Raw genomic sequence first — 24,215 nt, 5'->3', positions numbered from 1 at the left:
AGGAGCGACATCCCATGATCGAGATCCGTTCTTTTCGTGATCTTCTGCGCCTGTTTTTCATCTTCCGGCACGAGTTCAAACTGGCGGCCATCGCGGCGTTGGTGATCATTTTGCTGGGCGCCTTTTTGCTGCCGGCCAAGTACGAATCCACCGCGCGCCTGCTGGTCAAGCCAGGGCGCGATTCGACCTTGCCCATCGAGATCAGCAACCGCCAGGCGCTGGTGATGCCCAGCACCCAACGCGACCCGATTGTCGACGAGGAACGCTTGCTGACCGGTCGCCCGATTGTGCGCGCAGTGGCTGAGCATTACCTGGAAATGATCGACAACGCGCCGCCGCCGGAAGGCTTCTGGAAGCGCACCAAGCACTACATCAAGGCCGGTGTCGGCGCGGTGTTCGAGGGTATCCGCGTGGTGCTGGAAACCGTCGGCATCGTCGAAAAAACCACGCCGGTGGAGCGTCTCGCCGCCAACCTGGAGAAAAGCTTTGAGGTCAGCCACGCCGTCGGCTCTACGGTGATGGATATCAGCTTCAAGTGGGGCGACCCGGAAATTGCCCAGGCGGTGGTCAAGGACTGGGTCGAGACATACATCAACGAACGCACACAGGCGCTGGGCCGCAAGAGCCTCTACGCGTTCTATGAAGGCCAGGTCAACACCAGCGCCAATGAGATCAAGCGCTACAAGCAGCAGATCCTCACACACCTGAATGAAATCGGCGCGGCGAGCATTACCGATCGCCTGGAGGACTTGTCCGAGCGCATCAACGTGCTGCGCGGCGAGACGTTCAACACCACCCGCCTGATCGCTTCGTCCGACAGTGCCATCGACAGCACGCGCAACCAGCTCAAGACCCAGCCCAAGGAAGTGACCACGGTTCGCCAGATTGCGCTGAACCCGCAGCAGCAGGACTTGCGTCGCCTGCTTAACCAGAAGCTGCTGGAAAAAGCCGACATGATGCGCACCTACACCGACAACGCGCCGCCGGTCAAAGCCCTGGACGCGTCTATCCGTGCGATGCAGGCCCAGGTCGCGGGTGAAAGCAATACGGTGCAAAGCTCGGAAAACCGCGCGCCGAACACCCTGGAAATCCACTTGCAGCGCGTGCTGCTGGATGAGTCGAGCAACAACCTGGCCTTGCGTACTCAGTTGGTGCAACAACACAAGCAACTGGTGAACCTCGAAGCGCAACGCAAGCAAGCCCTGGAGATTGAACCGGAGTTGGCGCGCCTTTCCCGCGAGCTGAGCACCACCGAGCGCAACTACGCGCTGTATGTGGACAACCTGGAGAAATCGCGCATCGACCGTGAGCTGGATAACAGCCAGATCAGCAACATTGCCGTGATTGAAGAAGCCACCCTGAACCCAGGCCGCATCTTCCCCAAAACCCTGGTGATGCTGGTATTGGCGATCCCGTTCGCGATCGTCGTCGGCTTGCTGGTGATCTACCTGTGCTACTTGCTGGACCAGCGCATTCACGATGGCGGCCTGGTGGAACGCAAGTTCGGCCTGCCGCTGTGGACCACCTTGCCGGAGTTGGACACCAGCACCGCCCAGGGCACCAACGCCTTTAATGCGAGTATTTACCGGCTGTACGGTTTGCTGCAGCTGGACCGCGTTGCCGCACAAGGCCTGACTCTCGGGTTGACCTCGGCGCGCCACGGCGAAGGCGTGACCTTTGTGGTCGAGCAACTGCGCCAACTGCTGCAAGAAAACGGCACCACCGTGCGGGTCGGCGGCGCTGAACCTGCCGCCCCGGGCGAAGTGGTGCTGCTGGATGCGTCGGCGCTGCTGGACAACCGCGATGCGTTTATCAACCTGCGCCGCGCCGACCTGATCGCGCTGGTGGTGGAAGCGCAAAAAAGTACGGTGCCGGTGGTGGAACACGCGCTGTCGATCCTCAACACTGCGTTCGGCAAGGTGGACGGCATCATCATTAACCGGCGCAAATTCGAAGTGCCGGCCAAGGTGCTTAAAACCATCGCCAAGTACCGGGGGGCGTTCTGATGCGCATCGCCCTGCTCGCGCCTTTGCCGCCAGAGAAAAACGGGATCGCCGACTATGCGAACCATTTCAAGACGGCCTTGGAGCAGCTGGGCGTGACGGTGGCGACACCGTTGAGCGGCGTGCAAGGCAGCACCGAAGCGATCAAGCAGGCGATCACCGGGTTTGACTGGCACAGCGTGGACCTGGTCCACGCCGAGCTGGGCGGTGGGCGGCTGGGGGAATTCCTGGCCCTGCGCGAGTTGCGCAAGGCGCACCCCACGCTGCCGCTGACAGCCACCGTGCATGACCCGGAACGCATCGTCTGGCGGCGCGAACACCTGCCCTTTCCGCTTAACCTGCTGGAACGCTTGCCCAGCCCGCTACCCCAGGCCGCGGTGGTGTTGGCCGACCCGCTGACATTGCGCGAAGAGCGTCACGTCGCCCAAGGCCTGACCCGGCTGATCACCCTCACCCGCCTGGGTGCCGAGTGCCTCAGCCAACGCATGCAACTGCCGGCCGGCAAAGTGGCGGTGATCAACCACGCCAACCTGGCCATTCCTCCCGCGCCACTACCGGCGCTGGGCACCTTGCACCTGCTGTATTTCGGTTTTATCTACCGTGGCAAAGGCATTGAAGACCTGTTGCAGGCGTTGGCCGACGTCTTCAGGCAAGCCCCCGAATTGCGTGACCGTGTACGCCTGACCCTGGCCGGTGGCACTGCCGCCGAAATGGCGTTTGGTGCGGGCGGCAATTACCTCGAGCAGTTGAACAGCCAGATCGCGGAACTCGGCCTGGCAGGCGTTATCGACTGGCGGCTGAACCTGCCAGCCAGCGAGATTGCACAGACGATCCAGGCACACCATGTGATGGTGCTGCCGTACCGCGAATCGAAAAAACTCGGCCTGCTGGGGCGTCAGCGCGGCACCAGCGGCGCGCTGTCCTGGGCCGCTGCGTGCGGGCGCGGGGCGATCACTTCGGACGCGCGTGCGTTTGCCGAAGAAGTCGCCAGCGGCAATGGCGCGATCTATCCACAAGGCGATGTAGCAGCCTTGAGCGAACAACTGCTGCGCCTGGCGCGCACCCCATTGTTGGTCCGGGACTGGGCCGAACGCGCCGGGGAAATTGGTCGCGAACGCCTGTGGCCGTTGACCGCGCAGAAGTTCAAGCAACTCTTTGAAGAGGCGATTGCAGGAGCTCCCCATGGCACGTAAACGGACCTGGTTTGCCACGCTTGCGGTAGTCGCGGCGCTTGGCCTGACGGCTTTCCTGTGGGGCCGTCAGGCCGACGCCGAGAACCACGTGCTCAAGGGCAACAAGGTGGTGGTATGGAAGGACTTTCTGGGGGTGAACGCGCAGTTTCTGTGGTTCAGCCCCGCGCTCTATCAACTGCAGATCAACCACCTCAAGGCGCTGGGCCTGGAATGGGTACGCCTGGATTTGCATTGGGATCAGCTGGAACCTGCGCAGAACCAGTACCAGATCGCCACACTGGATCAATTGGTCGGCAACCTGCAAACCAACCAGCTCAAGTCGGTGTTCTACCTGGTCGGCTCGGCGCCCTTCGCCACCACGGCGCCGGCCGGTGCGCCGTATCAGGACCAGTACCCGCCCAAAGACCCGAACGTGTTCGCCAACCGCATGGCGCTGTTGTCGCAGCGCTACCCCAGCGTCAATGCCTGGCAGGTGTGGAACGAACCTAACCTGCTAGGCTTTTGGCGCCCGGTGGCCGACCCGGCCGGCTATGCCAGCCTGCTGACCACCACCGCTGGCGCGTTGCGCGCGGTGGACCCGAACAAACCGGTGGTCGCGGCCGGCATGGCTTTTTTCAGCGAAATGCCGAATGGCCAAACCATGTTCGACGCCCTTGGCGCCCTCGGTGTGGCCAGCCTGAACACCACCATTTCCTACCACCCTTACACCCAATTGCCCGAAGGCAACGACCCTTCCAACCTGGACTTTATTGCCAAGACCACCGCCCTCAACAAGGCACTGCGCAACGGTGGCGTACAAACGCTGTGGAGCACCGAGTGGGGCTGGTCCACTTACCCAGGGCCAAAAGACGCCCAGGATTTGATCACCCTGCAGGGCCAGGCCGATTACGTGGTGCGCCGCGTGGCCCTGATGAGCGCGATGGATTACGACAAGATCTTCCTGTTCACCTTGAGCGACCTCGACCAGCGCGCCAGCGTGCGTGACCAGTTCTATGGCTTGCTCGACATCGACGCCAACCCCAAGCCGGTCTACACCGCCTTGAAGAACTTTCTCGACGTCAGTGGGCCGCAACTCACACCCGGCGACCCGCCCACCGCCGACCAATTGCCCGACGGCCTGTTCAGCATCGGCTGGACCCGCGCCGACGGCCACAAATTGTGGTTCTTCTGGTCGGCCGAAGGCGGTAACGCGCACTTGCCGGGCCTGGCCAGCGCCACCCTGTACGACCCGCTGCGCGGCACGCAAACCCCGGTCAGCGGCACCAATGGGCTGACCGTGCCGGTCAAGTCGAACCTGCAAATTCTGTTATGGGATTGAAGCCCGCCATGCGCATTTTATGGATACTGCCCTATTCGCCCTGGCCCGCCACCAGCGGCGGCAAGACGCGCCAATTCCATTTGCTGCGCAGCCTGGCCGCGCGCGGGCATCGCATCACCTTGCTGTTGCATGACAAGCACCCGGTGTCGTTGACCGATCGCCAGGTGCTGGAGGCCTTTGTTGAGCAACTGATCATCCTGCCACGCCGCCCGCTGCGCAGCCTGAAAACCCTGGTGGCCGGGCTGTTTGCGCCCTACCCGCTGCTGGCCAGCGTCAACGGCCTGTCGGGGGCGCTGCAGGACACCTTCAATCAATTGCTCAAAGAACATTGGGACGTGGTGCAGATCGAGCACACCTACACGTTCCAGCCGTACGAAGACGCGCTGGCGCGCCAATCCCAGCCGTTCGTGCTGACCGAACACAACGTTGAATCGGCGCTGGGCGCGGCCACTTATGATCGCCTGCCACGCTGGGCGCTGCCGTTCATTCGCTACGATCAATGGCGCTACGCTCGCTGGGAACACCGTGTGATGCGCCAAGCGGCGCAGGTGGTGGCGGTCACCGACAGCGACGCGCAGGTGCTGGCAAAGATCGCCGGCAAACCGGTACCGGTGGTGGTCAATGGGGTGGACTGCGATCACTTCGCCGCCGCCCATCCCGACCCGTCAACACGCCGTGTGTTGTTTCTCGGCAACTATGAATACGCGCCCAACGTGGACGCCATCGAGTGGGCCCTGGATGAAATCCTGCCCAAAGTCTGGGAGCGCTGCCCCGAGGCGCGCATGAGCGTGTGCGGCTTCGGCATGCCCGCCAGTTGGCGTGAACGCTGGCAAGACCCGCGCATTGAGTGGCAAGGGTTTGTGCCGAACCTGTTGAGTCTGCAATCGAGCTGCTCGGTGTTTCTGGCGCCGCTGCGCCATGGTGGCGGCTCAAAATTGAAAGTGCTCGAAGCGCTGGCGGCCGGGCTGCCCTTGGCGAGTACCGAGCAAGGTGTGTCAGGCCTGGACCTGATTGAAGGCCTGGACTATCTCGGCGGGCAAACCGCCGCCAGCCTGGCGGACGCCGTGGTGCGCCTGCTGCAATTTCCCGAAGCTGCCGCGCCCATGGGCGAAGCGGGCCGCGCGTATGTGCGCCGCGCCCATGACTGGAGCGTCGCGGCCAGCCAGCTCGAAAGGGTGTATGCGACGCTCGCGCCGCTCAATCAAAAGGAGCCCGCATGCGTATAGGCCTGGATTACCGCACCGTCGGCACCTCGCCGCAATCGGGGATCAGCCGCCAGGTGTACGCGCTGGAAAGTGCCCTGCGCACCCTGCCAAATGTGGAGCTCACGCGGTTTACCGTGGCGCCCCTGGGTGACGAAACCCGCTTGCAGGCGCAGTGCCCGGCCTGGGGTTGTGCGAAAACCGCGATGCACCAGCCGCAGAATCGCCTGCGTTTTGAAGCGGGGTTTTTACCGCGCGCATTGCGTGAGCAACAGATCGACCTGTACATCAGCACCTTCAACATGGGCCTGCCGCTGCCGCCCAAACCCAAAGGGTTGCGCACCGTGGTGCTGTTGCACGACCTGTTCCAGATCACCCTGGACAACTACCACGCCAACCGTTTGAAAGCGCTGATCTACAAGACCAGTGATCGGCTGTCGATTGCTTACGCGGTAAACAGCGCCGACCGGGTGTGGACGCCTTCGCAGTTCAGCTTTGATGAAACCGCGCGGCTGTTTCCCAAGGCGGCGGGCAAGATTCGGGTGCTGCCCAACCAGGTGGATGGGTTTATCGAACTGGCGGCGGACCTCAGCGCACGCCAACTGCCCGAGCGCTATTGGTTGTTGGTAGGCACCCGTGAGTTGCGCAAGAACGTGCCGTTCCTGGTGGACGCCTGGCAGCAGGCGCGCAGCCTGTCACCCAGCGTGCCGGAGCTGGTGCTGGTGGGCAGCCTTGAGCATTTGCCCGAAGCCCAGCGCGGCCTGCCGGGGGTTCGTGCCTTGAGTGGCGTGTCGGATGCCGAGCTTCACGCGTTGTACCGCCAGGCCTCGCGCCTGTGGCAGCCCTCTTATGCCGAGGGGTTTGGTTTGCCGGTGATCGAAGCCCTGAGTGTCGGCACGCCGGTCGCCGTGGCCAGCGGCACCTCGCTGGATGAAATCACCCCGCCGTCGGCTCCGCGTTTTTCGCCCACCGATGGCCCGGCACTGGTGCAATTGATGCTCGATCTGGTGGGTCGCCCAACGGAAGAATCACCCGAGCAACGCAAGCTATGGGCGCAACGCTTTAACCATCAAGCCTATCGCCACCGCCTGGCCGAACTGATCGAGGAACTTAAATGAGACTTTCCCTGGCCAGCCTCGTCGCGATCCTCTTCGGCCTGTTATTTGGAGCACTCGCCTTGCTGCTGTCACCGGCCAAGGCATTCCTCGCCGTGATCGGCCTGGCCGCCGCGGTAACCATTCTGCGCTTCCCGCTCTGGGGCTTGCTGCTGTTCGCCGGGATCGCGACCTTCATGCCCTACTCGACCGTCAACCTGGGCATTCGCAGCACGGTGAGTGAAGCCATCCTCGCGCTGACCTGGGGCGCCGTGCTGTGGCACAGCTTTCTGGCGCGCGTGCCCGACACACCGAGCCTTTCACGCCGCCCCACCGACCAGATGCTGCTATGGCTGATGCTGTTCAGCGCGTTCCCGTTTATTGTCGGCCAAGTCACCATCCACGCCGACACCAGCGGCGTGGCCAACTGGCTGCGCTGGTTGCTGAGCCTGTCGGCGGTGTTCCTGTGTGCCAAGTTGCTGACCGACTACAAGCAACGCGAAGCGCTGGTGGTCGCTTTGCTGCTGGGCACCCTGGCAATGCTGGTGCTGTCGATTGCGGTGTTTGTGCGCACCCGTTCGGGGGCCGGCATTGCACCGATCCTGGCCGTGTTCAATTACGGCAACTTTGACATGTTGAAATTCGGCCTGGAGGCGATGTCCTCGCGCATGGGCTCGCCGTGGATGCACCCGAATGCCATCGGCGGGATCATGGCGCTGCTGCTGCCGTTGGCGTTCTGCTACGGCATGACCGAGCAAGGCTGGAAGCGCGCGTTGGGCCTGGGCGTAGCGTGCCTGGGCGCTGCCGCGTTGCTGTTGGCCAGTAGCCGTGGCGCGATGGTGAGCCTGGCGCTGGTGCTGATCTGGATGGCCACGCGGCGTGTGCCGTACACCGGGCGGCTGTTGATGATCGGCGCGGCGCTGACCGTGGCGCTGGTGATGGCCTACCCACCGTTGCAGGACCGCCTGGCGACGATTTTTTCGTCGGACAACGCCAGCACCGAAGTGCGCTTCGATGAATACCGCATGTTCCCGCAGGCCATGGCGGCGTACCCGTTCGGTATCGGCTTCAAGGTCGACCCACCGGTGCCGGGCACGCACTTCCTGGGGATCTCCAATTTGTGGCTGAACTTCATCTACAAGACCGGCCTCGTCGGCATGTTGCTGTTTGTTGCCGTCACCGTGCGCTGGTGGCGTGAAGCGCGCCCGGAAAAAGGCCCGATCCGCCTGACCAAGGACAACGCGTTGTGGCTGGGCACCACCGCCGGGATTCTCGCGGCATTGGTGAGCGGGCTGTTTGACCACTACTTCAGCTTTGCCGTGGTGATGGTGGCGCTGTTTTGGTTGATGGTTGGCCTCAATGTGCTGGAGGCACGGCGGCTGTTTGCGGCGCGCCTGCCGCAGGTCAAGGCCGTGGCTTTTCGCAAGCCGATCCTTGACGGCGCACGGCCTTAACCATGCTCGGCTCCGCCGTCTGGCTGACCCTGGCAACCTTGCTCGGCCTGTGCCTGGGGTTTGCCCGTGAGTGGTTGCTGGTGGCGGCCTGGGGCGCGGGTGAGCGCAGTGACGCGTTCCTGATCGCGTTGTTTTTGCCCGAAGCGTTGCGCATGTCGTTGGCCGGTGGCGTACTCAGCGCCGCCGCGCTGCCGCTGTACCTGCAACGCAAAGGCGGTGAGCGCCTGGACTGGTTGGCGGTGTTGTTCCCGGCGTTGCTGCTGATCGCGCTGGTCACCAGCCTGTTGCTGACGCTGTTGGCCCCGTGGCTGGTGCAGTTGCTCGGCCCAGGCCTGGCGGCCAACGCCACGGCGCTTGCCAGTAGCAACTTGCAGATTGTCGCCTGGTGCGTGCCGGGGCTGATGCTGCATGCGCTGTTCAGCATCCCGCTGCAGGCCAGTGAGCGTTTTGTGCTGGCGGGGCTGGGTTCGCTGCTGTTCAACCTGCCGCCAGTGACCTATCTGGCGCTGGCCGGCACCGCGACCCAGCCACATTCCCTCGCCCTGGCGTGCCTCGCCGGCAGCCTGTTGATGCCGCTGGCGTTGCTGCCGTCGATCTGGCGCCAGGGCTGGCGGCCGTGGCGCTGGCAGCTGACGTTCACACCGCTGCGCGAACTTGGCCAGCGCATCGGCCCCCTGCTGTTGAGCAACGGCGCCAGCCAAGGGCTGGCATTGATCGAGCGGCTGGTGGCGTCGCTGCTGGGTGAAGGCGCGGTGACCTGGGTCAACCTCGCCCGCAAGCTGATGAATCTGCCGCTGATTGCGCTGATGAGCCTCAACCAGGTGCTGCTGGGCATGATGAGCCGCCGCCAGGGCGATGAGCGCCTGGCGCTACTCAAGCGCGGCCTGGAAACCGCCAGCGTACTGACCTTGCCGGCCGGTGTCGGGCTGGTGGCAGCCGCACCGAGTTTGGTGGCATTGCTGCTGCCCAAACAATCGGCAGACTCGCCGTTGCCATTGCTGCTGGCCTGGTTTGCCGTGCCGTTGGTGTTCGGCGCCTGGAACGCGTTGCTCGCGCGCTATGCCTACGCGGCTGGCGACACGCGCCAGCCGCTGCGTTGTGAACTGCTCGGCAGCCTGGTCAATGTGCTGTTGCTGGGCGCCCTGCCCTTTGTGTTTGGCCTGGCGGGTATTCCACTGGCCGCGCTGGCGGGGGTTATCTGCACAGCGTTGCTGCTGATGCAGCGCCAACAGTTGCTCGCTGCCCTGCCGTGGGCGCGGCAGTGGCTGCTCAGTGCGATGGTCATGGGGTTGGCGGCGCTGGTGCTGTTTCGAATTCAAGGCGTTTGGCTGCAATTGGGGCTGAGCACCCTGGCCGGCGCCGTGGTGTTGCTGGGCATGGGGCTGTGGCTGAAGCCGTGGCGCAAGGCATGAACGATCGATCGGGAACCGTCAGATGAAACATCGTTGGATTCAAATGGACATCGCCAAAGGCATCGGCATTCTGGTGATCGTGTTTGCCCACAGTTGGTTCGTCGCCACCTCGCCGGACCTGCTGTATCCGATCCTCGCTTCGTTCATCCTGCCGTTGTTCTTTTTCCTCTCCGGGGTGTTTTTCAAACCCGAGCAACCGTTTGTAGAAATGGCGATACGCAAGGCCGACGGCCTGCTCAAGCCGTTTTTCTTCACCTTGCTGGTGTACGTGAGCGTGCGCGCCGTGCTGCGCGGGCAGCCGCTGCTGCCGGACATCGGCGGCGTGCTGTATGCCTCGGTGGACACCATTCCATGGCAGGCCATGTGGTTCCTGCCACACTTTTGGGTCGCGATTGCGTTCAGTTGGGTGATGCTGCGGTTGATCCAGCGCCTGAAGCTGTCGCTGTGGGTGAGCGGCCTGCTGATAGCGGGGCAATTGCTGCTCGGGATTTGGCTGCTGCCGCTGTTCTGGCAATTGCCGGTGACGGTCGGCGGGCGCACTTGGGTTCTGCCAGGCCTGCCGTTCAGCCTGGATATCACCTTGATCAGCAGCACCTACTTCATTGTCGGCTACCTGATGCGCGATTGGCTGCGCACTCACTCAGGATCGTGGCTGACGTGCCTGGTCGCGATCCTGTTATTTGCGGCGGTGTTCATTCCCACCTGGGACACCATGGATCTGGCGCAACGCCGCTACGACGGCTGGCTGTGGACCAGCCTGCTGGCGGTGATCGGCGTATACGCGTGCTGGGCACTGGCACGGGTGCTGATGGTGTCCGCACGACTCACCCGAGTGATGACCTACATCGGCCAGTCGACCCTGATCCTGTTGATTTTCCATGGGGAAATCCAGCACAAGAGCGTTGACTTGATGGAGCGCCTGGGCTTGCATCCATTCGTGGCGGCGTGTGTGGGGCTGGTGATCGCGGTGGTGGTGCCGCTGCTGATCGGGGAAGTGATCAAGCGGGTGGCGGTTTTGCGGTTTTTCTACTTTCCGTTTCCGGTGCGTAAAGCGCCCAAAACTTCAGAGCAACGCTAAACCTTTTGTGGGAACGGGCTTGCTGTGGCGAGGGAGCTTGGCGAATCGTCGCACCGTCCCGTTCGACAGCGAAGCTGGAGCCGGCTTTTTGGTGGGGCGCTTCGCACCCCAGCGCAAGCCAGCTTGCTCGCCACAGCAAGCCCGCTCCCACAGGGGTTACGTATGTTCAATCATCGAGTTGCGCAGGGGCTGCCTTGCTGCCGGCTTTTGCAGGCTTGGCCGCTTTAGCACCTTTGGCTGGCGCGGCAGGCTCCGGCTCCGCAGGGGCGGCGAGTTCTTTTTCAGCCATGGGCATCTGGTCGATGGCACTGAAAAAATCCTTCAGGTCGAGGGTATCCGGTGGCACGGTCTTCTCGACTTTCTTCTCGCCATCCTTGCCCACCAGGATCACCTTGGTGCCGCTGCCGGCGCCTAACTTCAGGGCACGGATCAACGCGTTGGTTTCGGGCGGCGTGAGCTTCTTGTTGTCTTTTGCGTCCTTGGCGAACTTCTCCCCTTCGGCACCGATGCTGCCGAACCTCACGGTGTAGAACACCATGTTGCGCTCTTCAAAGGACTGCTTGTTGGCAGGCTCGTCCAGCTGTTTCTTGAGGGTCGCCAATGTTTCGTTGCCGGAATCAAGTTCCACCACTACCAGCGGGCGGGATTTGCCAAAATCCTGCTTGAGTGGGTTGATATCATCCGCGGCCAACAGCGGCCCCGTAAAAGCCATCAAGGTAGCCAGGGTCAGCGACCGGATGAGCATGCGCACCTCCTTTGAATTCCATGCAGGGTTCTTGAGTTTCATGTCTGCGACAGTCAATTTCAAGGATGATTCCTACACCTCGTTAAGAAGCGTAGGTCAGGAAGCCTGCTACGCAAGGGGTTGGACACGCACTACGGTGATTGTTTCTTCTGATTGCAGAAACATTACCCGACGCCCCACTCCGGCCAATGCCGAGCAAACACAGGGGCCACGACAGGGTCGGCATCCACCTGCGCCAGGGTCTGGGCAAACCCTGGCGCCAGGTCGTTCAACACGTCCCGCGCCGCGTCCCAGCGCGACACCGCCGCGGCCATGATGCCCAGTGCATTCGGCACATCATTCGGGGCGAACAACTGGTCAGCGAACTGCTGGGCGAACACCACCCAGGCATGATGCAGATAGCGCCGCGTACCGGTGGTCAATTGCGTTTGCACCGCTTCATCCGCGTTGCCCAGCCAGCGTTGCGGGTAGTCGATGATGCCGATGGCCGAGTAGCAGTTGGCGGCGATGTACACCAGGCCGCGCAGGATCTGTGCACGGTTGCCGGCCAGCAGCGCCGAGGCGGGAAACTCCAGGCCCAGGTGGATCAGAATCGCGGCGCTCTCGGTCAGCACCTGGCCGTCGGGCGTGACCAGCGTGGGAATCTGTTTGAGTGGGTTGATGCGCGCCAACGCTTCGCTGCCCTCGCTGTCTTCCCAGGAACTGGCGTCTATGCGCCGCCACGGCACCGCGCAACGCTGCAGGGCGATTTCGATCATGCAAGAGCCGGATTCATCAATACCGTAAAGCGTGTACATGGGCGTTGCCTCCTTATCGCAGCAATTTGGCCTGCAAGTTGGCCTTCACCTGCGGCCACTCTGAATCGATGATGCTGAAGCGCACCGAGTTGCGCTTGCGCCCGTCAGGCATGATGCGTTCGTGGCGCACGGTGCCTTCTTGCACGGCGCCGAGGCGCAGGATGGCGGCGCGGGATTTGTCGTTGAGTTCGTCGGTGGTGAATTGCACACGCACACAGTCGAGGACTTCGAAGGCGTAGGTCAGCAGCAACAGCTTGGCTTCAGTGTTGATCGCAGATTTTTGTGTGGATTGCGCCAACCAGGTGTGGCCGATTTCCAGTTTGCGATTGACCCGGTCGACCTTCCAGAAGCGCGTACTGCCGACCACCTGACCGCTGCCTTTGCGCACGATGGTAAACGGGATGACGCTGCCGGCGTCGCGCCCTGCCAATGCAGTGTCGATGTAGGTGTCGACGGTGTCCGGGCCTGGCACGTGGGTGACTTTGAGGTTCCACAGTTCGCCGTCGGCGGCGGCGGTGAGCAAGGCGCTCGCGTGCTCTCGCTGCAGGGGTTGGAGTTCGACTTGCGTACCGGTCAAAATGATCTGAGTCATGGAGAGCTGCGCCGTCTGAGGGTGGTCATCAGAGGCCAAGAGTGCAGGCTCGCATCCCCTCCAGGCAAGCGTTTTAGAACAGGCCCATTTGCCCGCCAACCAGGGTGGCGAAATCATCATTGACGAAGGGCAGAATCGCATCGGCCACTGGTTGCAGTTGCCGCGTCACGTAGTGGTCGTAGTCGATCGGCGCCTGCCGCACTTCCAGCGGCTCCGGGCCGTTGAGGCTGATCACGTAGCTGATCCAGCCGCCGCGCTGGTACTGGCGCGGGCGTCCCAGGCGGTCGTTGTATTCATCCGCCAGGCGCGCGGCGCGCACATGTGGCGGCACGTTGCGTTCGTAGTCGTCCAGTTGGCGGCGCAGGCGTTTGCGGTAGATCAGCAGGTCGTCGAGTTCACCACTTAAGGTTCTGCGCACGTAGTCGCGCACATAGTCCTGATGGGGCTGGCGATGGAAGATACGCTGGTAGAGTTCCTGCTGGAACTGCCGGGCCAGCGGCGACCAGTCGCTGCGCACGGTTTCCAGGCCTTTGTAGATCATGTCTTCGCTGCCATCGGCGCGCACGACCAAGCCGGCGTAACGCTTTTTGCTGCCCTCCTCCGCACCACGGATGGTCGGCATCAGGAAGCGGCTGAAGTGGGTTTCGTATTGCAGTTCCAGGGCGCTTTGCAGGCCGTACTCGCTGTGCAAATGCGCGCGCCACCAGTCGTTGACGTGCTGCACCAGTTCACGGCCGATACGGCTCGCGTCATCTGCAGAATGTGCGCTGCCGAGCCAGACGAAGGTGGAGTCGGTGTCGCCGTAGATCACCTGATACCCCTTGGCCTCAACCAACTCGCGGGTCTGGCGCATGATCTGGTGCCCACGCATCGTGATTGAGGACGCCAGCCGCGTGTCGAAAAACCGGCAACCGCTGGAGCCGAGCACGCCGTAGAAGGCGTTCATGATGATTTTCAGGGCCTGGGACAGGGGCGCGTTGTGGTCGCGCTTGGCGGCTTCGCGGCCTTCGGAGACACGCGTAACGATGGACGGCAGGCAGTGCCGGGTTCGCGAGAAACGCGCGCCGCGAAAGCCTTCGACGGAGTCGCTGTCATCGGGGTGTTTGAGGCCTTCGATCAGCCCTACGGGGTCGATCAGGAAACTGCGGATGATCGACGGGTAAAGGCTTTTGTAATCGAGCACCAACACCGATTCGTAGAGACCGGGACGCGAGTCCATCACAAAACCGCCGGGGCTGGCCTGGGGCGGTTTGTCGCCCAGGTTCGGCGCGACGAAACCCTGACGGTGCATCAGCGGCATGTACAGGTGGGTAAACGCCGCGACAGAGCCGCCGTTGCGATCAGCCGGCAGCCCGGTGACGCTGGCCCGTTCGAGCAGGAACTTAAGCAGCTCGGTCTTCTCGAAAATCCGCGTGACCAGCTCGCAATCCTTGAGGTTATAGCGCGCCAGGGCGGGCTTGTCCTCGGCGAACATACGGTTGATTTCGTCCATGCGCTGGTACGGCGTGGAGATGTCCTTGCCTTCGCCGAGCAGGGTTTGCGCGACGTTTTCCAGGCTGAAGGATTCGAAGCTCCAGGTCGCCGAGCGCAGGGCTTCGATGCCGTCGATAATCAGGCGCCCCGCCGCCGCCGCGAAGTAGTGATTGCGGCTGCCGTGTTCACGCCAGGCCATGGCTTCACCGCCACGGCCCAACAGCAGCGGCACGTTGAGGCGCTGGGCGTGTTCGTGGAGAACACGCAGGTCGAACTGCACCACATTCCAGCCGATGATCGCGTCGGGGTCATGGGTGGCTAGCCATTGGTTGAGGCGCTCGAGCAGTTGCGCGCGGGTGTCGCAATAGTCGAGCTTGAAATCCACCGCGCAGGTTTTGTTCGGAGGGCCGAGCATGTACACCTGACGCTCGCCGCAGCCTTCCAGGGCGATGGAGTACAGATCGCCCTGGGCGGTGGTCTCGATGTCCAGGGACACCAGCTTCAGCGGCGGGCGGTAGTCGGGCGCGGGTTTCATCTGCGCGTCGATCAAGGTCCCGCTGGCATCGGCGGTGCCGCCAAACCAGACTGGGGCGGTGATAAAACGCTCCATCATGTAGCGCTCGGGCGGGCGCACGTCGCCTTCATAGACATCAACACCGGCGGCGCGCAGGCGCTTTTCCAGGTCCATCAACTGACGGTGCTGGCGGGTGTAGAGGCCCATCACCGGGCGGTGATGGAAATCGCACAGCTGCAGCGTGCGCAGTTCGATATCGCGTTCGCCCTTGAGTAGCCAGCCCAGCGGCTTGCGATAGACCTCGGGAATAAACATCACCGAGGTTTGCACAGGTAGGCGCACACACCTTGGGCCTTGGTCGGTCGCCAGCCAGAAACTGACTTCCGTACCCGTCGCCGTGTCGCGCCAATGCCGGGTCAGGACAAAACCCTGCTGTAAATCCACCGTGCCACACCTCAGGAATCGCTTTCAGGGCGCGATTCTACTCGGCATCCGGGCAAACGCGGCACGTTAAGGCGCACGCAGACCACAATCTCACAAAATTGTTGCAGAATATTAATAACAATCACTATCATTCGCGCCGGAGTCGTATCCGCGCAGTGAGGACGCGCAACGTTGTTGCCCTTTTCCTCACATTGACGGTTCGCCGTCTGGATCGACCATGCCCACCTGCACCCGACTGTCTGTGCCGTTTCGCCCGACCCTGCTCGCCCTTTGCTGCTCCCTGAGCCTTGCCGCTCACGCCGCAACCCCAGCCACCCCGCAGGATGCGAATAACCGTCAAGACGGCAGCACACTGCAATTGGGTGCCACTAGTATCAACGCCGAAGCGCCCGCGCCGAACGCCCTGCCCCCGGTGTACGCCGGCGGCCAGGTTGCACGCGGCGGGCAATTGGGTGTGCTGGGTAACCAGGACATCATGGATGTGCCGTTCAGCATGTCCTCCTACACCGAAAAATTGATTCGCGACCAGCAGGCGGAAAACGTCGGCGATGTGCTGCTCAATGATTCATCCGTGCGCCAGGCATCGGGCTACGGCAACCAAGCTCAAGCCTTTGTGATTCGTGGTCTGCCGCTCAATGGCGACGATATTTCATTCAACGGTTTGTACGGCATCCTGCCGCGTCAGATCATGTCCACCGACGCTCTGGAACGGGTTGAAGTGTTCAAGGGCCCCAACGCGTTTATCAACGGTGTAACGCCTGGCGGCTCGGGCATTGGTGGCGGCGTGAACCTGCAACCCAAACGCGCCGATGATGTGCCGCTGCGCCGCTTCAGCACGGATATCAGCAGTGATGGCCGGGTTGGCGAACACCTCGACATCGGCCAGCGGTTTGGTGAAGACAACCAATTTGGCGCACGGGTGAACCTGTCCCAACGCGAAGGTGATACTGCGGTCGACGATGAAAACCAGCGCTCCAAGCTGTTTGCAGTCGGCCTGGATTATCGCGGTGATGCGCTGCGTTTGTCCGGTGATTTTGTTTATCAGAAACAACAGGTCAACGGCGGGCGCAATACGGTATTGCTCGGCAATGGGCTGACCCATCTTCCCAGCGCTCCGTCCGCCGACACCAACTACGCGCCGAACTGGGGCACCACCAGCCTTGAAGACACCTTCGGCATGTTGCGCGGCGAGTACGACCTCAATGATAACTGGACCGCCTATATCGCTGGCGGCGCAAAGCACACCAATGAAATCGGGCGTTATTCGTCGGTTACCTTGATCGACTCGCTGGGCAATGCCACGGTCAGCGGCTCGAATATCGCGCATCAGGAAGATAACACCAGCCTTATGGCCGGCCTCAACGGTAATTTCCAGACCGGCGCTGTCAGCCACAGGTTGAACCTGGGCCTGACCGGCATCTGGACCCAAACCCGCAACGCCTTTGACTTTGCTTCCGGCAGCCAGCCGACGAATATCTATAACCCGGCAGATGTGAGCGCACCGGCCAAGGGAGGCTTCACTTCCGGCAGCGACCTGAACGACCCAGGCATCACCGCCAAGACCATCGCCCGCAGCGCCGCGATCTCGGACACCTTCGGGTTCATGGATGATCGGTTGCTGTTCACGGCCGGCCTGCGTCGTCAGGAACTGGTCGTTCAGGGTTATGCATACGGAACCGGTGAACGTACCGCCAACTATGCCAAGGGCATCACCACGCCGGCGTATGGGCTGGTATTCAAGCCGTGGGACCATGTGTCGTTCTACGCCAACCACATTGAAGGCCTCGCCTCCGGGCCGACCGCACCAACCTTCCTCGGCAGCGCCAAAGTCACCAACGCCAATCAGACCTTCGCACCGGCGCGCTCGAAACAGACCGAGGCGGGCGTGAAGCTTGATATGGGCAGCTACGGGGCAACGTTGGGCGTGTACCGAATCGAGCAACCGACTCAGGGCTTCTCGCAACTGAACGCCGATCAAAGCGCAACCTTTGTATTCCAGGGTGAGCAAGTCAACAAAGGCGTGGAGCTGAACGTGTTCGGTGAGCCGATTGTCGGCCTGCGTCTGCTGGGCGGCGCGACGATCATTCACACCGAGGTCAACGGCACCCAAAACGGCGCCAACGACGGCAACCGCGCCATCGGCGTACCTTCATTCCAACTCAACGCCGGCGTGGATTGGGATGTGCCGGGTCTACAAGGCGTGACCCTCAACGGGCGCATGTTGCGCACTGGCGGCCAGTACGCCGATGCCGCCAACAACCTGAGCCTGCCGGCCTGGAACCGCTTCGATGTGGGCGCACGCTACAACTTCAAGGTCGCCCAGCGGGATGTAACCTTGGGCGCCACGGTGGAGAACGTCGCCAACACCCAGTACTGGCAATCGGCGCTGGGTGGCTACCTGACCCAAGGCGATCCTCGTGTGGCGAAGCTGTCGGCGACGGTGGATTTCTAAAGACGTCATCGACCAGCAATAGACGACTGAGTATTTTGATAACGGGCATCATCAAGATGCCCGTTTGGCTCAGGCGCGACGGGCCTCGCCCAGATAGGTTTCGATGTTGCTCATTTGCTCATCCCAGCCTCGGGAATTCATCTTGAAGGCTTTCTGGCGTCGGGCCACAGGCACCCCGTCAAAACCGGACTCAACCACCCGCAGCAGAATGCCTGGCGCGCGATCCTCAATGGTGAACTCCACCAGGGTCGGGGTTTCGCTGTCGTAGTCGCCACCCTCTTCGACCGCATAAGGATGCCACCAGAAAGAGAACAGCGTCTGCGGCAGGATGCGTTCAATCTTGGCGTTCCACACCACATGTTCGTAGCCTGGGTAGGTAATCTGCGCCTTGATGGTTTCGCCTGCAGCAAAGTGTTTGCCCTTGAGGGCGATGCCGAACCATGTGCCGAATTGCTCGGCATCAGTGAGTGCTTCCCACACCTGTTTACGTGAAGCATTGAGCAAGACTTTTCGTTCGATGCGATCTAATACGTGCATAAGTCACCTCCTCCATTGACAGTAGGCGACATCGACCAATGCGCAACCTTGGGTTGTGCGCGATGATGAGCCCATCCTTGATCAGGCAATACTTTTATGACTGACCCGTTGAATGGAAGTTGCTTGTGCAAAGCCGTGCGTTACCAAGTGGACAGCCTGGACATGCCCATCAGCCATTGCCACTGCGGCAGCTGCCGCAAAGCGCATGCAGCGGCGTTTGTGAGCACGGCCGGGGTGATGCGTGAGCATTTTCGCTGGACACAGGGCGAGGCGCTGCTGTCATCGTTTGAGTCTTCACCGGGCAAACGCCGACATTTCTGCTCGCGCTGCGGCTCACACCTGATGGCCGAGCGTGGGCATCAACCCCATGTGATTGTGCGGGTGGCGACGCTGGATGATGATCCGGGCGTACGGCCCACCTCGCACATCTGGGTGGCCCACAATGTGCCCTGGCTTGCCTATGAAGGCGTAGAGCACTGGGACGAGTGGAAGGTCTGACTTAGACGTGCGGGTCTCCGGGGGCTTTGGCCGGGGTCGCGTATTGCGGCTTCAGGTGGCCTTCCTGGTCGAGTAGCCAGGCGTCCATGATTTGCCGCACCACGGGGCCTGCCACACGGCCACCGGCCTCGCCGTTTTCGATCATCACCGAGATCACGATTTTGGGGTGTTCAGCCGGCGCGAAGCCGACAAACAGCGCGTTGTCACGATGGCGTTCCAGGGTCTTGTTACGGTTGTAACGCTCGCCCTGCTTGATCGCGACCACTTGCGCCGTACCACTCTTGCCGGCGATGCGGTATTGCGCGCCGAGCGCCGCTGCGCGGGCAATACCACGCGGGTCATGCATCACGAGTTGCATGCCGTGGTTAACCTGTTCCCAATCACGCGGGTCCTTGAGGACCACGTTGGGCATCGGGTTTTCATCTACCGGTGGCACGCCGTTGATGGTCTTGGCCAAGTGCGGCCGGTTCCACACGCCCTTGTTGGCAATCAATGCGGTGGCCTGGGCCAACTGCAACGGCGTGACTTGCATGTAGCCCTGCCCGATGCCGAGGATCACGGTTTCGCCCGGGAACCACGGCTGGCGCCGTGTCGCGCGCTTCCAGGCCTGAGAGGGCATCAGGCCGGCTGACTCTTCGAACATGTCGAGGGAGACTTTCTGGCCCAGCCCAAACTCGGCCAAGTAGTCGTGCAACCTGTCGATGCCCAGCTTGTGGGCCAGGTCGTAGAAGTAGGTGTCGTTGGAACGCATGATGGCGGCGTCCATGTCCACCCAGCCGTCGCCGCTGTGGTTCCAGTTGCGGTACTTGTGGTCAAAATCGGGCAACTGGTAGTAACCGGGGTCGAACACGCGGGTTTGTGCGGTGACCACACCGCTGTCGAGACCGGCGATGGCGACTTCCGGCTTAATGGTCGAACCCGGCGCGTAGAGCCCGCGCAGCACGCGGTTGAACAGCGGACGGTCGATGGAGTCATGCAGCGCCGCGTATTCCTTGAAGCTGATGCCGGTAACGAACAGGTTCGGGTCAAAGCTCGGCTTGCTGACCATCGCCAGTACTTCACCGGTTTGCGGGTCGAGGGCGACGACCGAACCACGGCGATCGCCCAAGGCCTCTTCCGCCGCTTCCTGCAGTTTGACGTCCAGGCTCAGGACGATGTTTTTGCCGGGGATCGGGTCGGTGTGCTTGAGCACGCGCAGTACACGCCCCTGGGCGTTGGTCTCGACCTCTTCATAGCCCACGTGGCCGTGCAACTCCGACTCGTAGAAACGCTCGATGCCGGTCTTGCCGATGGACTGCGTACCGCGATACTCCACGGAGTCTAGGGTCTTGGATTCTTTTTCGTTGATGCGACCGACATAGCCAATCGAGTGGGCGAAGTGCGCGCCCAGCGGGTAATGGCGGACGAATTGCGGCTCGACGTCTACACCGGGCAGGCGGAATTCGTTAACCGCCAGTACGGCGATCTGTTCCTCGGTCAATTCGTAGAACAACGTCACGGGCACGAAAGGATGACGCGCCTGCTTCAGCGCCTTGTCAAACACTGCGCGATCTTCGGCGGGCAGGTGCAACAGGTTGACGATAGCGTCCAGCTCACCCTTGAGATCGGTGGTGCGCTCGCGAGTGATGGTCAGGTTGTAACTGGGACGGTTGTCGGCCAATACCACGCCGTTGCGGTCATAGATCAACCCGCGTGTTGGCGTAATAGGCAGTACATGGACCCGGTTGTTTTCAGAAATTGTGGAGTGGTAGTCGTACTGCACCACTTGCAGGAAATACATACGGCCCACCAGCGCGCAGGTGATGCCGATGACCAACAGCGCACAGGCAAGCAGGCGCTTGTTGACCAGGCGGTTTTCTTTTTCGTGATCCTTGATCGGTATCGGTTCAGGCATTTCTACAGCATCTCGTTGAATAAGGTCGACGCCGCGTCCTGCGGATAAAAGATCAATCCTTGTGAAAATGTGCTGCACCATACCAAAAATGCAGAAACACTTTGCATCGATTTCCCCAGCGGCATGCTGTTTTGTCAGGCGAGGACCGATTTAGGCTCCAGAAAAGCCTCCAATCCGAAAGTGCCGTACTCGCGACCAATGCCTGACTGTTTAAAACCGCCGAAGGGCGCGCGAGGCTCGTGGGCCAACGTGTTGATCAGCACGCGGCCAGCGTCGATGCGTGTGGCGAGTGCGCGGGCCCTGTCTAGATTAGAGCTCAGAATATAAGCCTGGAGACCGTAGGGCGTGTCGTTGGCAATGGCCAGCGCTTCCTCTTCATCGTTGTAGGTGATGATCGACAGAACAGGGCCAAATATTTCCTCGCGGGCGAGGGTCATCTGGTTGGTGACATGGCTGAAGACAGTCGGTTTGACGAACCAACCAGCGCCAACGCCTGCAGGCAAACCGGGGCCACCCGTGAGTAGGTGCGCGCCCTCCTCGGCGCCGATCTGAATGTATCGCTGCACCCGCTGCCACTGCTTGAGGCTGACCATCGGGCCAATGCTGGTGGCAGGGTCATTGGGGTCGCCCGCCAGAATATGGGCGACCTCTTCGACGACCAGCGCTTCTACCTCTGCCAAGCGCTGAGCGGGCACCAACATACGCGTGCCGGCAATACAGGCCTGGCCACTGTTCATGAACCCGGCCTGGAGCGCCATGGGTACGGCCGTTTTCAGGTCAGCATCATCGAGTATCACTACCGGCGACTTGCCGCCTAATTCCAAGGTGATGCGCTTCAACGTTTCTGCGCCGGCGCGCAGGATCTGCTTGCCTACGGCGGTAGAGCCGGTGAATGAGACTTTGGCAATGTCGGGGTGCGTACTTAATACAACACCGACTGTTTCGCCACGCCCGGTAACAATGTTGAAGACTCCAGGTGGCAGTCCTGCTTCGTGAAGAGCGCGTGTGACGATAGAGGTTTGGATGGCACTCATCTCGCTCGGTTTAATCACGGCAGTGCAGCCGGCCGCCAATGCAGCAGCGAGTTTGCCGCAGATAAAGCCAGCGTTGCTGTTCCAGGGCGTGATGAGGCCGGCAACACCGAGGGGCTGCATGGTCACCTCGGCGATACCGACACTTCGTGTGAAGTCGTAGTCACTCAGCACCGTCGCGGCGTCCAGTAGAACACTCGCTGCATGCTTGGCCATCCACAATGCACGGGATACGGGGGCGCCATATTCCTTGATGATGGCCTCAGTGAGTTCTGCTTCCACGGACGCAACGGCGGTGTGCATGCGTTTGAGATAGTCGATACGCACAGATTTTGAAGTGCGCGAAAACTCGGCGAACGCGTATTTTGCGGCGTTGATGGCGTTGATTGCGTCGTGTTCGTCGGCCAGGCGAACCTGACCAATACGCTCGGTAGTCGCGGGGTTGAACAGGTCAAAAAGCTCTTCGCCGTGGGGCGTCACAAATTGGCCATTAATGTAGATCTGGTTGACCTGATGCATGGGGGCTCCGTGGGCATTGAGTTGGTATGCCCTACGGTAAGCCACTATGATTGATCTGATAATCCACACAAAACAACATGACTTGATGAGCGATTCAGGATAATGCACACGTCTGGACTGAACGAGTTGGAAGCGGTGCTGGCCGTGGCGCGACATCGCAGCTTTCGCGCAGCGGCGTCTGAGCTGAATGTGTCGACATCGGCGCTGAGCCACTCGATTGCGGCACTTGAAGCACGAATGGGCGTTCGGTTATTCAATCGTACGACACGTAGTGTTTCACTTTCGGAGATCGGTGCAGAGTTTGTCAGCACCATTACGCCTGCCCTTTCGACTATCCGCGTAGCGCTTGAACACGCAGGCAATAGCCAGGCTGCACCGAGCGGCACGTTACGGCTTAATACCTCAGCAGGGGCCGCCAAGCAGGTGATGCCGTTGTTGTTGGAGTACATGCAGCGCTACCCGCAGATGAAGCTGGATATCGTCACTGAAGGCCGGCTGGTCGACATTGTGGCCCAAGGGTTCGATGCGGGCATTCGTCTTGGCGATAGCGTTCCGCAGGACATGATCGCCATTGATATCAGCCCGCCCCTGCGGTTTGCCGTCCTGGGAAGCCCAGCCTACTTTGCCCGCCACCCTACGCCTTTAAATCCTCTGGATTTGAGCGCCCATGAATGCATCCGCAGCCGAATGCCGAGCGGGTCGATCTATCGTTGGGAATTTGAGCGTCATGGCGAAAGCATTGCAGTGGATGTACAAGGCGCTTTGACACTGGATAACCCAACACTGATGCTTGAAGCAGCCAGGGCGGGGATGGGGCTGACCTATTTGACGCAGTGGAATGCTGCCGCCGACCTGACCACGGGGGCGTTGGTACGCGTGCTTGAAGAGTGGACACCCTCTTTAGACTCATTGCGCCTCTACTACCCTGGAAGGCGCCATGTACCGGCAGGGTTAAGGGCGTTGATTGAGCTGATCAAGGAGCGAGGGTTCTGAGGTAAGTGGCGAGTTTGGGAGCTGCAAACGAGGCGCTCCGGATTAAGCGGTGGCCATAGGCATGTTTTCGACCGCCCAAAACAAAACCCCTGTTTGCGTTAGCAAACAGGGGTTCTGGAATTTAATCTTGACGATGACCTACTCTCACATGGGGAAACCCCACACTACCATCGGCGATGCATCGTTTCACTACTGAGTTCGGGATGGGATCAGGTGGTTCCAATGCTCTATGGTCGTCAAGAAATTCGGGTACTGAGTCGTGACCAGATGGCCTCGCTTCAGCAAATTGGGTATGTGATAGCTTTCGGTGTTTGTAAGAGTCGAACTTTCGGTTCTATCGTCTTCACACACCGCAATCTGGCCTCTTTCGAGTTCACAAATTGCTTGGGTGTTATATGGTCAAGCCTCACGGGCAATTAGTATTGGTTAGCTCAACGCCTCACAGCGCTTACACACCCAACCTATCAACGTCGTAGTCTTCGACGGCCCTTCAGGGGACTCAAGGTCCCAGTGAGATCTCATCTTGAGGCTAGTTTCCCGCTTAGATGCTTTCAGCGGTTATCTATTCCGAACATAGCTACCCGGCAATGCCACTGGCGTGACAACCGGAACACCAGAGGTTCGTCCACTCCGGTCCTCTCGTACTAGGAGCAGCCCCTCTCAAATCTCAAACGTCCACGGCAGATAGGGACCGAACTGTCTCACGACGTTCTAAACCCAGCTCGCGTACCACTTTAAATGGCGAACAGCCATACCCTTGGGACCGGCTTCAGCCCCAGGATGTGATGAGCCGACATCGAGGTGCCAAACACCGCCGTCGATATGAACTCTTGGGCGGTATCAGCCTGTTATCCCCGGAGTACCTTTTATCCGTTGAGCGATGGCCCTTCCATACAGAACCACCGGATCACTAAGACCTACTTTCGTACCTGCTCGACGTGTCTGTCTCGCAGTCAAGCGCGCTTTTGCCTT

18 protein-coding genes and 2 rRNA genes (1 of these 20 only partly in view) are annotated in these 24,215 nt (G+C 61.1%); 11 read left to right on the top strand and 9 right to left on the bottom strand.

All coding sequences use genetic code 11. The features are described from left to right. The first annotated feature begins 14 nt into the window (after positions 1 to 14). The 8 genes from ACA065_RS10470 to ACA065_RS10435 are packed head-to-tail and all read left to right on the top strand — an operon-like array spanning position 15 to position 10,754. Entirely contained in the window at positions 15 to 2,006 is a 1,992-nt protein-coding gene (locus ACA065_RS10470) for a GumC family protein (RefSeq protein ID WP_497694426.1), read from the top strand. Continuing rightward, positions 2,006 to 3,196 carry a glycosyltransferase gene (locus tag ACA065_RS10465; RefSeq protein WP_497694425.1) on the top strand — a complete coding sequence of 397 codons (1,191 nt, stop codon included), beginning with the start codon at positions 2,006 to 2,008 and terminating at the stop codon, positions 3,194 to 3,196. Before ACA065_RS10470 ends, ACA065_RS10465 begins: the two co-directional genes overlap by 1 nt. After that, positions 3,186 to 4,514 (top strand): GH39 family glycosyl hydrolase, encoded by a 1,329-nt coding sequence (locus tag ACA065_RS10460; RefSeq protein WP_497694424.1) that lies wholly within the window; start codon positions 3,186 to 3,188, stop codon positions 4,512 to 4,514. The genes ACA065_RS10465 and ACA065_RS10460 overlap by 11 nt, the downstream gene beginning before the upstream one ends. 8 nt (positions 4,515 to 4,522) lie before the next feature. After that, entirely contained in the window at positions 4,523 to 5,740 is a 1,218-nt protein-coding gene (locus tag ACA065_RS10455; protein ID WP_497694423.1) for a glycosyltransferase family 4 protein, read from the top strand. Then, positions 5,731 to 6,834, top strand: coding sequence for a glycosyltransferase family 4 protein (locus tag ACA065_RS10450; RefSeq protein WP_497694422.1), 1,104 nt, complete (start codon positions 5,731 to 5,733; stop codon positions 6,832 to 6,834). The genes ACA065_RS10455 and ACA065_RS10450 overlap by 10 nt, the downstream gene beginning before the upstream one ends. Continuing rightward, complete coding sequence (locus ACA065_RS10445; RefSeq protein WP_497694421.1) at positions 6,831 to 8,264, top strand: O-antigen ligase family protein; 1,434 nt, start codon at positions 6,831 to 6,833, stop codon at positions 8,262 to 8,264. The genes ACA065_RS10450 and ACA065_RS10445 overlap by 4 nt, the downstream gene beginning before the upstream one ends. Positions 8,265 to 8,266: 2 nt before the next feature. Next, positions 8,267 to 9,676 carry a lipid II flippase MurJ gene (locus tag ACA065_RS10440; protein WP_497694420.1) on the top strand — a complete coding sequence of 470 codons (1,410 nt, stop codon included), beginning with the start codon at positions 8,267 to 8,269 and terminating at the stop codon, positions 9,674 to 9,676. Positions 9,677 to 9,698: 22 nt separating this feature from the next. Further along, on the top strand, positions 9,699 to 10,754 hold the full coding sequence (locus ACA065_RS10435) for an acyltransferase family protein (RefSeq protein WP_497694419.1): 1,056 nt from the start codon (positions 9,699 to 9,701) through the stop codon (positions 10,752 to 10,754). A 166-nt stretch (positions 10,755 to 10,920) separates the two neighbouring features. Here the strand turns inward: ACA065_RS10435 and ACA065_RS10430 are convergent, their stop codons facing one another. From ACA065_RS10430 to ACA065_RS10415, 4 genes are all read right to left on the bottom strand, one after another. After that, positions 10,921 to 11,499 carry a DUF4174 domain-containing protein gene (locus ACA065_RS10430; RefSeq protein ID WP_497694418.1) on the bottom strand — a complete coding sequence of 193 codons (579 nt, stop codon included), beginning with the start codon at positions 11,497 to 11,499 and terminating at the stop codon, positions 10,921 to 10,923. A 164-nt stretch (positions 11,500 to 11,663) separates the two neighbouring features. Then, on the bottom strand, positions 11,664 to 12,296 hold the full coding sequence (locus ACA065_RS10425) for a glutathione S-transferase N-terminal domain-containing protein (protein ID WP_497694417.1): 633 nt from the start codon (positions 12,294 to 12,296) through the stop codon (positions 11,664 to 11,666). A 13-nt stretch (positions 12,297 to 12,309) separates the two neighbouring features. After that, positions 12,310 to 12,888: a GNAT family N-acetyltransferase gene (locus ACA065_RS10420; RefSeq protein WP_497694416.1), complete on the bottom strand. Its 579-nt coding sequence runs from the start codon at positions 12,886 to 12,888 to the stop codon at positions 12,310 to 12,312. Positions 12,889 to 12,961: 73 nt separating this feature from the next. Beyond that, a complete protein-coding gene (locus tag ACA065_RS10415) occupies positions 12,962 to 15,319 on the bottom strand; it encodes a DNA polymerase II (protein WP_497694415.1) in 2,358 nt (785 codons plus the stop codon). Positions 15,320 to 15,536: 217 nt separating this feature from the next. On the opposite strand from ACA065_RS10415, the gene ACA065_RS10410 reads away from it, so the two are divergent. Continuing rightward, complete coding sequence (locus tag ACA065_RS10410; RefSeq protein WP_497694414.1) at positions 15,537 to 17,771, top strand: TonB-dependent receptor; 2,235 nt, start codon at positions 15,537 to 15,539, stop codon at positions 17,769 to 17,771. 69 nt (positions 17,772 to 17,840) lie between these two features. Here the strand turns inward: ACA065_RS10410 and ACA065_RS10405 are convergent, their stop codons facing one another. Then, the gene (locus ACA065_RS10405; protein ID WP_497694413.1) at positions 17,841 to 18,308 is read right to left on the bottom strand and encodes an SRPBCC family protein; all 468 of its coding nucleotides are present in this window, start codon (positions 18,306 to 18,308) and stop codon (positions 17,841 to 17,843) included. A 96-nt stretch (positions 18,309 to 18,404) separates the two neighbouring features. On the opposite strand from ACA065_RS10405, the gene ACA065_RS10400 reads away from it, so the two are divergent. Continuing rightward, positions 18,405 to 18,806, top strand: a complete 402-nt coding sequence (locus ACA065_RS10400; RefSeq protein ID WP_497694412.1) for a GFA family protein — start codon at positions 18,405 to 18,407, stop codon at positions 18,804 to 18,806. A gap of 1 nt (position 18,807) precedes the next feature. On the opposite strand, the gene mrdA is transcribed toward ACA065_RS10400, so the two are convergent. Both mrdA and ACA065_RS10390 read right to left on the bottom strand, forming a co-directional pair. Further along, complete coding sequence (mrdA, locus tag ACA065_RS10395; protein ID WP_497694411.1) at positions 18,808 to 20,700, bottom strand: penicillin-binding protein 2; 1,893 nt, start codon at positions 20,698 to 20,700, stop codon at positions 18,808 to 18,810. A gap of 134 nt (positions 20,701 to 20,834) precedes the next feature. Further along, positions 20,835 to 22,250 carry an aldehyde dehydrogenase family protein gene (locus tag ACA065_RS10390; RefSeq protein ID WP_497694410.1) on the bottom strand — a complete coding sequence of 472 codons (1,416 nt, stop codon included), beginning with the start codon at positions 22,248 to 22,250 and terminating at the stop codon, positions 20,835 to 20,837. 102 nt (positions 22,251 to 22,352) lie between these two features. Between ACA065_RS10390 and ACA065_RS10385 the strand changes: the two genes are divergently transcribed. Beyond that, positions 22,353 to 23,243 carry a LysR family transcriptional regulator gene (locus ACA065_RS10385; RefSeq protein ID WP_497694409.1) on the top strand — a complete coding sequence of 297 codons (891 nt, stop codon included), beginning with the start codon at positions 22,353 to 22,355 and terminating at the stop codon, positions 23,241 to 23,243. Positions 23,244 to 23,368: 125 nt separating this feature from the next. On the opposite strand, the gene rrf is transcribed toward ACA065_RS10385, so the two are convergent. Together rrf and ACA065_RS10375 are read right to left on the bottom strand one after the other, a co-directional pair. Further along, positions 23,369 to 23,484, bottom strand: a 5S ribosomal RNA gene (gene rrf, locus ACA065_RS10380). A gap of 154 nt (positions 23,485 to 23,638) precedes the next feature. Then, positions 23,639 to 24,215 (bottom strand): 23S ribosomal RNA (locus tag ACA065_RS10375); it runs 2,315 nt beyond the window's last position.

The organism is Pseudomonas sp. LBUM1640, assembly GCF_059716225.1.
The sequence above is the reverse complement of the archived record's forward strand: the minus strand, read 5'-3'. Positions and strand labels throughout refer to the sequence as shown.

Excerpts from the sequence above, each read along its gene's own strand:
- ACA065_RS10445 (WP_497694421.1), top strand. The coding sequence starts at position 6,831 with ATGAGACTTTCCCTGGCCAGCCTCGTCGCGATCCTCTTCGGCCTGTTA.
- ACA065_RS10385 (WP_497694409.1), top strand. The coding sequence starts at position 22,353 with ATGCACACGTCTGGACTGAACGAGTTGGAAGCGGTGCTGGCCGTGGCG.
- ACA065_RS10410 (WP_497694414.1), top strand. The coding sequence starts at position 15,537 with ATGCCCACCTGCACCCGACTGTCTGTGCCGTTTCGCCCGACCCTGCTC.
- ACA065_RS10455 (WP_497694423.1), top strand. The coding sequence starts at position 4,523 with ATGCGCATTTTATGGATACTGCCCTATTCGCCCTGGCCCGCCACCAGC.
- ACA065_RS10470 (WP_497694426.1), top strand. The coding sequence starts at position 15 with ATGATCGAGATCCGTTCTTTTCGTGATCTTCTGCGCCTGTTTTTCATC.
- ACA065_RS10400 (WP_497694412.1), top strand. The coding sequence starts at position 18,405 with ATGACTGACCCGTTGAATGGAAGTTGCTTGTGCAAAGCCGTGCGTTAC.
- ACA065_RS10450 (WP_497694422.1), top strand. The coding sequence starts at position 5,731 with ATGCGTATAGGCCTGGATTACCGCACCGTCGGCACCTCGCCGCAATCG.
- ACA065_RS10390 (WP_497694410.1), bottom strand. The coding sequence starts at position 22,250 with ATGCATCAGGTCAACCAGATCTACATTAATGGCCAATTTGTGACGCCC.
- ACA065_RS10405 (WP_497694413.1), bottom strand. The coding sequence starts at position 18,308 with ATGCACGTATTAGATCGCATCGAACGAAAAGTCTTGCTCAATGCTTCA.
- ACA065_RS10430 (WP_497694418.1), bottom strand. The coding sequence starts at position 11,499 with ATGCTCATCCGGTCGCTGACCCTGGCTACCTTGATGGCTTTTACGGGG.
- ACA065_RS10440 (WP_497694420.1), top strand. The coding sequence starts at position 8,267 with ATGCTCGGCTCCGCCGTCTGGCTGACCCTGGCAACCTTGCTCGGCCTG.
- ACA065_RS10435 (WP_497694419.1), top strand. The coding sequence starts at position 9,699 with ATGAAACATCGTTGGATTCAAATGGACATCGCCAAAGGCATCGGCATT.
- ACA065_RS10425 (WP_497694417.1), bottom strand. The coding sequence starts at position 12,296 with ATGTACACGCTTTACGGTATTGATGAATCCGGCTCTTGCATGATCGAA.
- ACA065_RS10465 (WP_497694425.1), top strand. The coding sequence starts at position 2,006 with ATGCGCATCGCCCTGCTCGCGCCTTTGCCGCCAGAGAAAAACGGGATC.
- ACA065_RS10460 (WP_497694424.1), top strand. The coding sequence starts at position 3,186 with ATGGCACGTAAACGGACCTGGTTTGCCACGCTTGCGGTAGTCGCGGCG.
- ACA065_RS10420 (WP_497694416.1), bottom strand. The coding sequence starts at position 12,888 with ATGACTCAGATCATTTTGACCGGTACGCAAGTCGAACTCCAACCCCTG.
- mrdA (WP_497694411.1), bottom strand. The coding sequence starts at position 20,700 with ATGCCTGAACCGATACCGATCAAGGATCACGAAAAAGAAAACCGCCTG.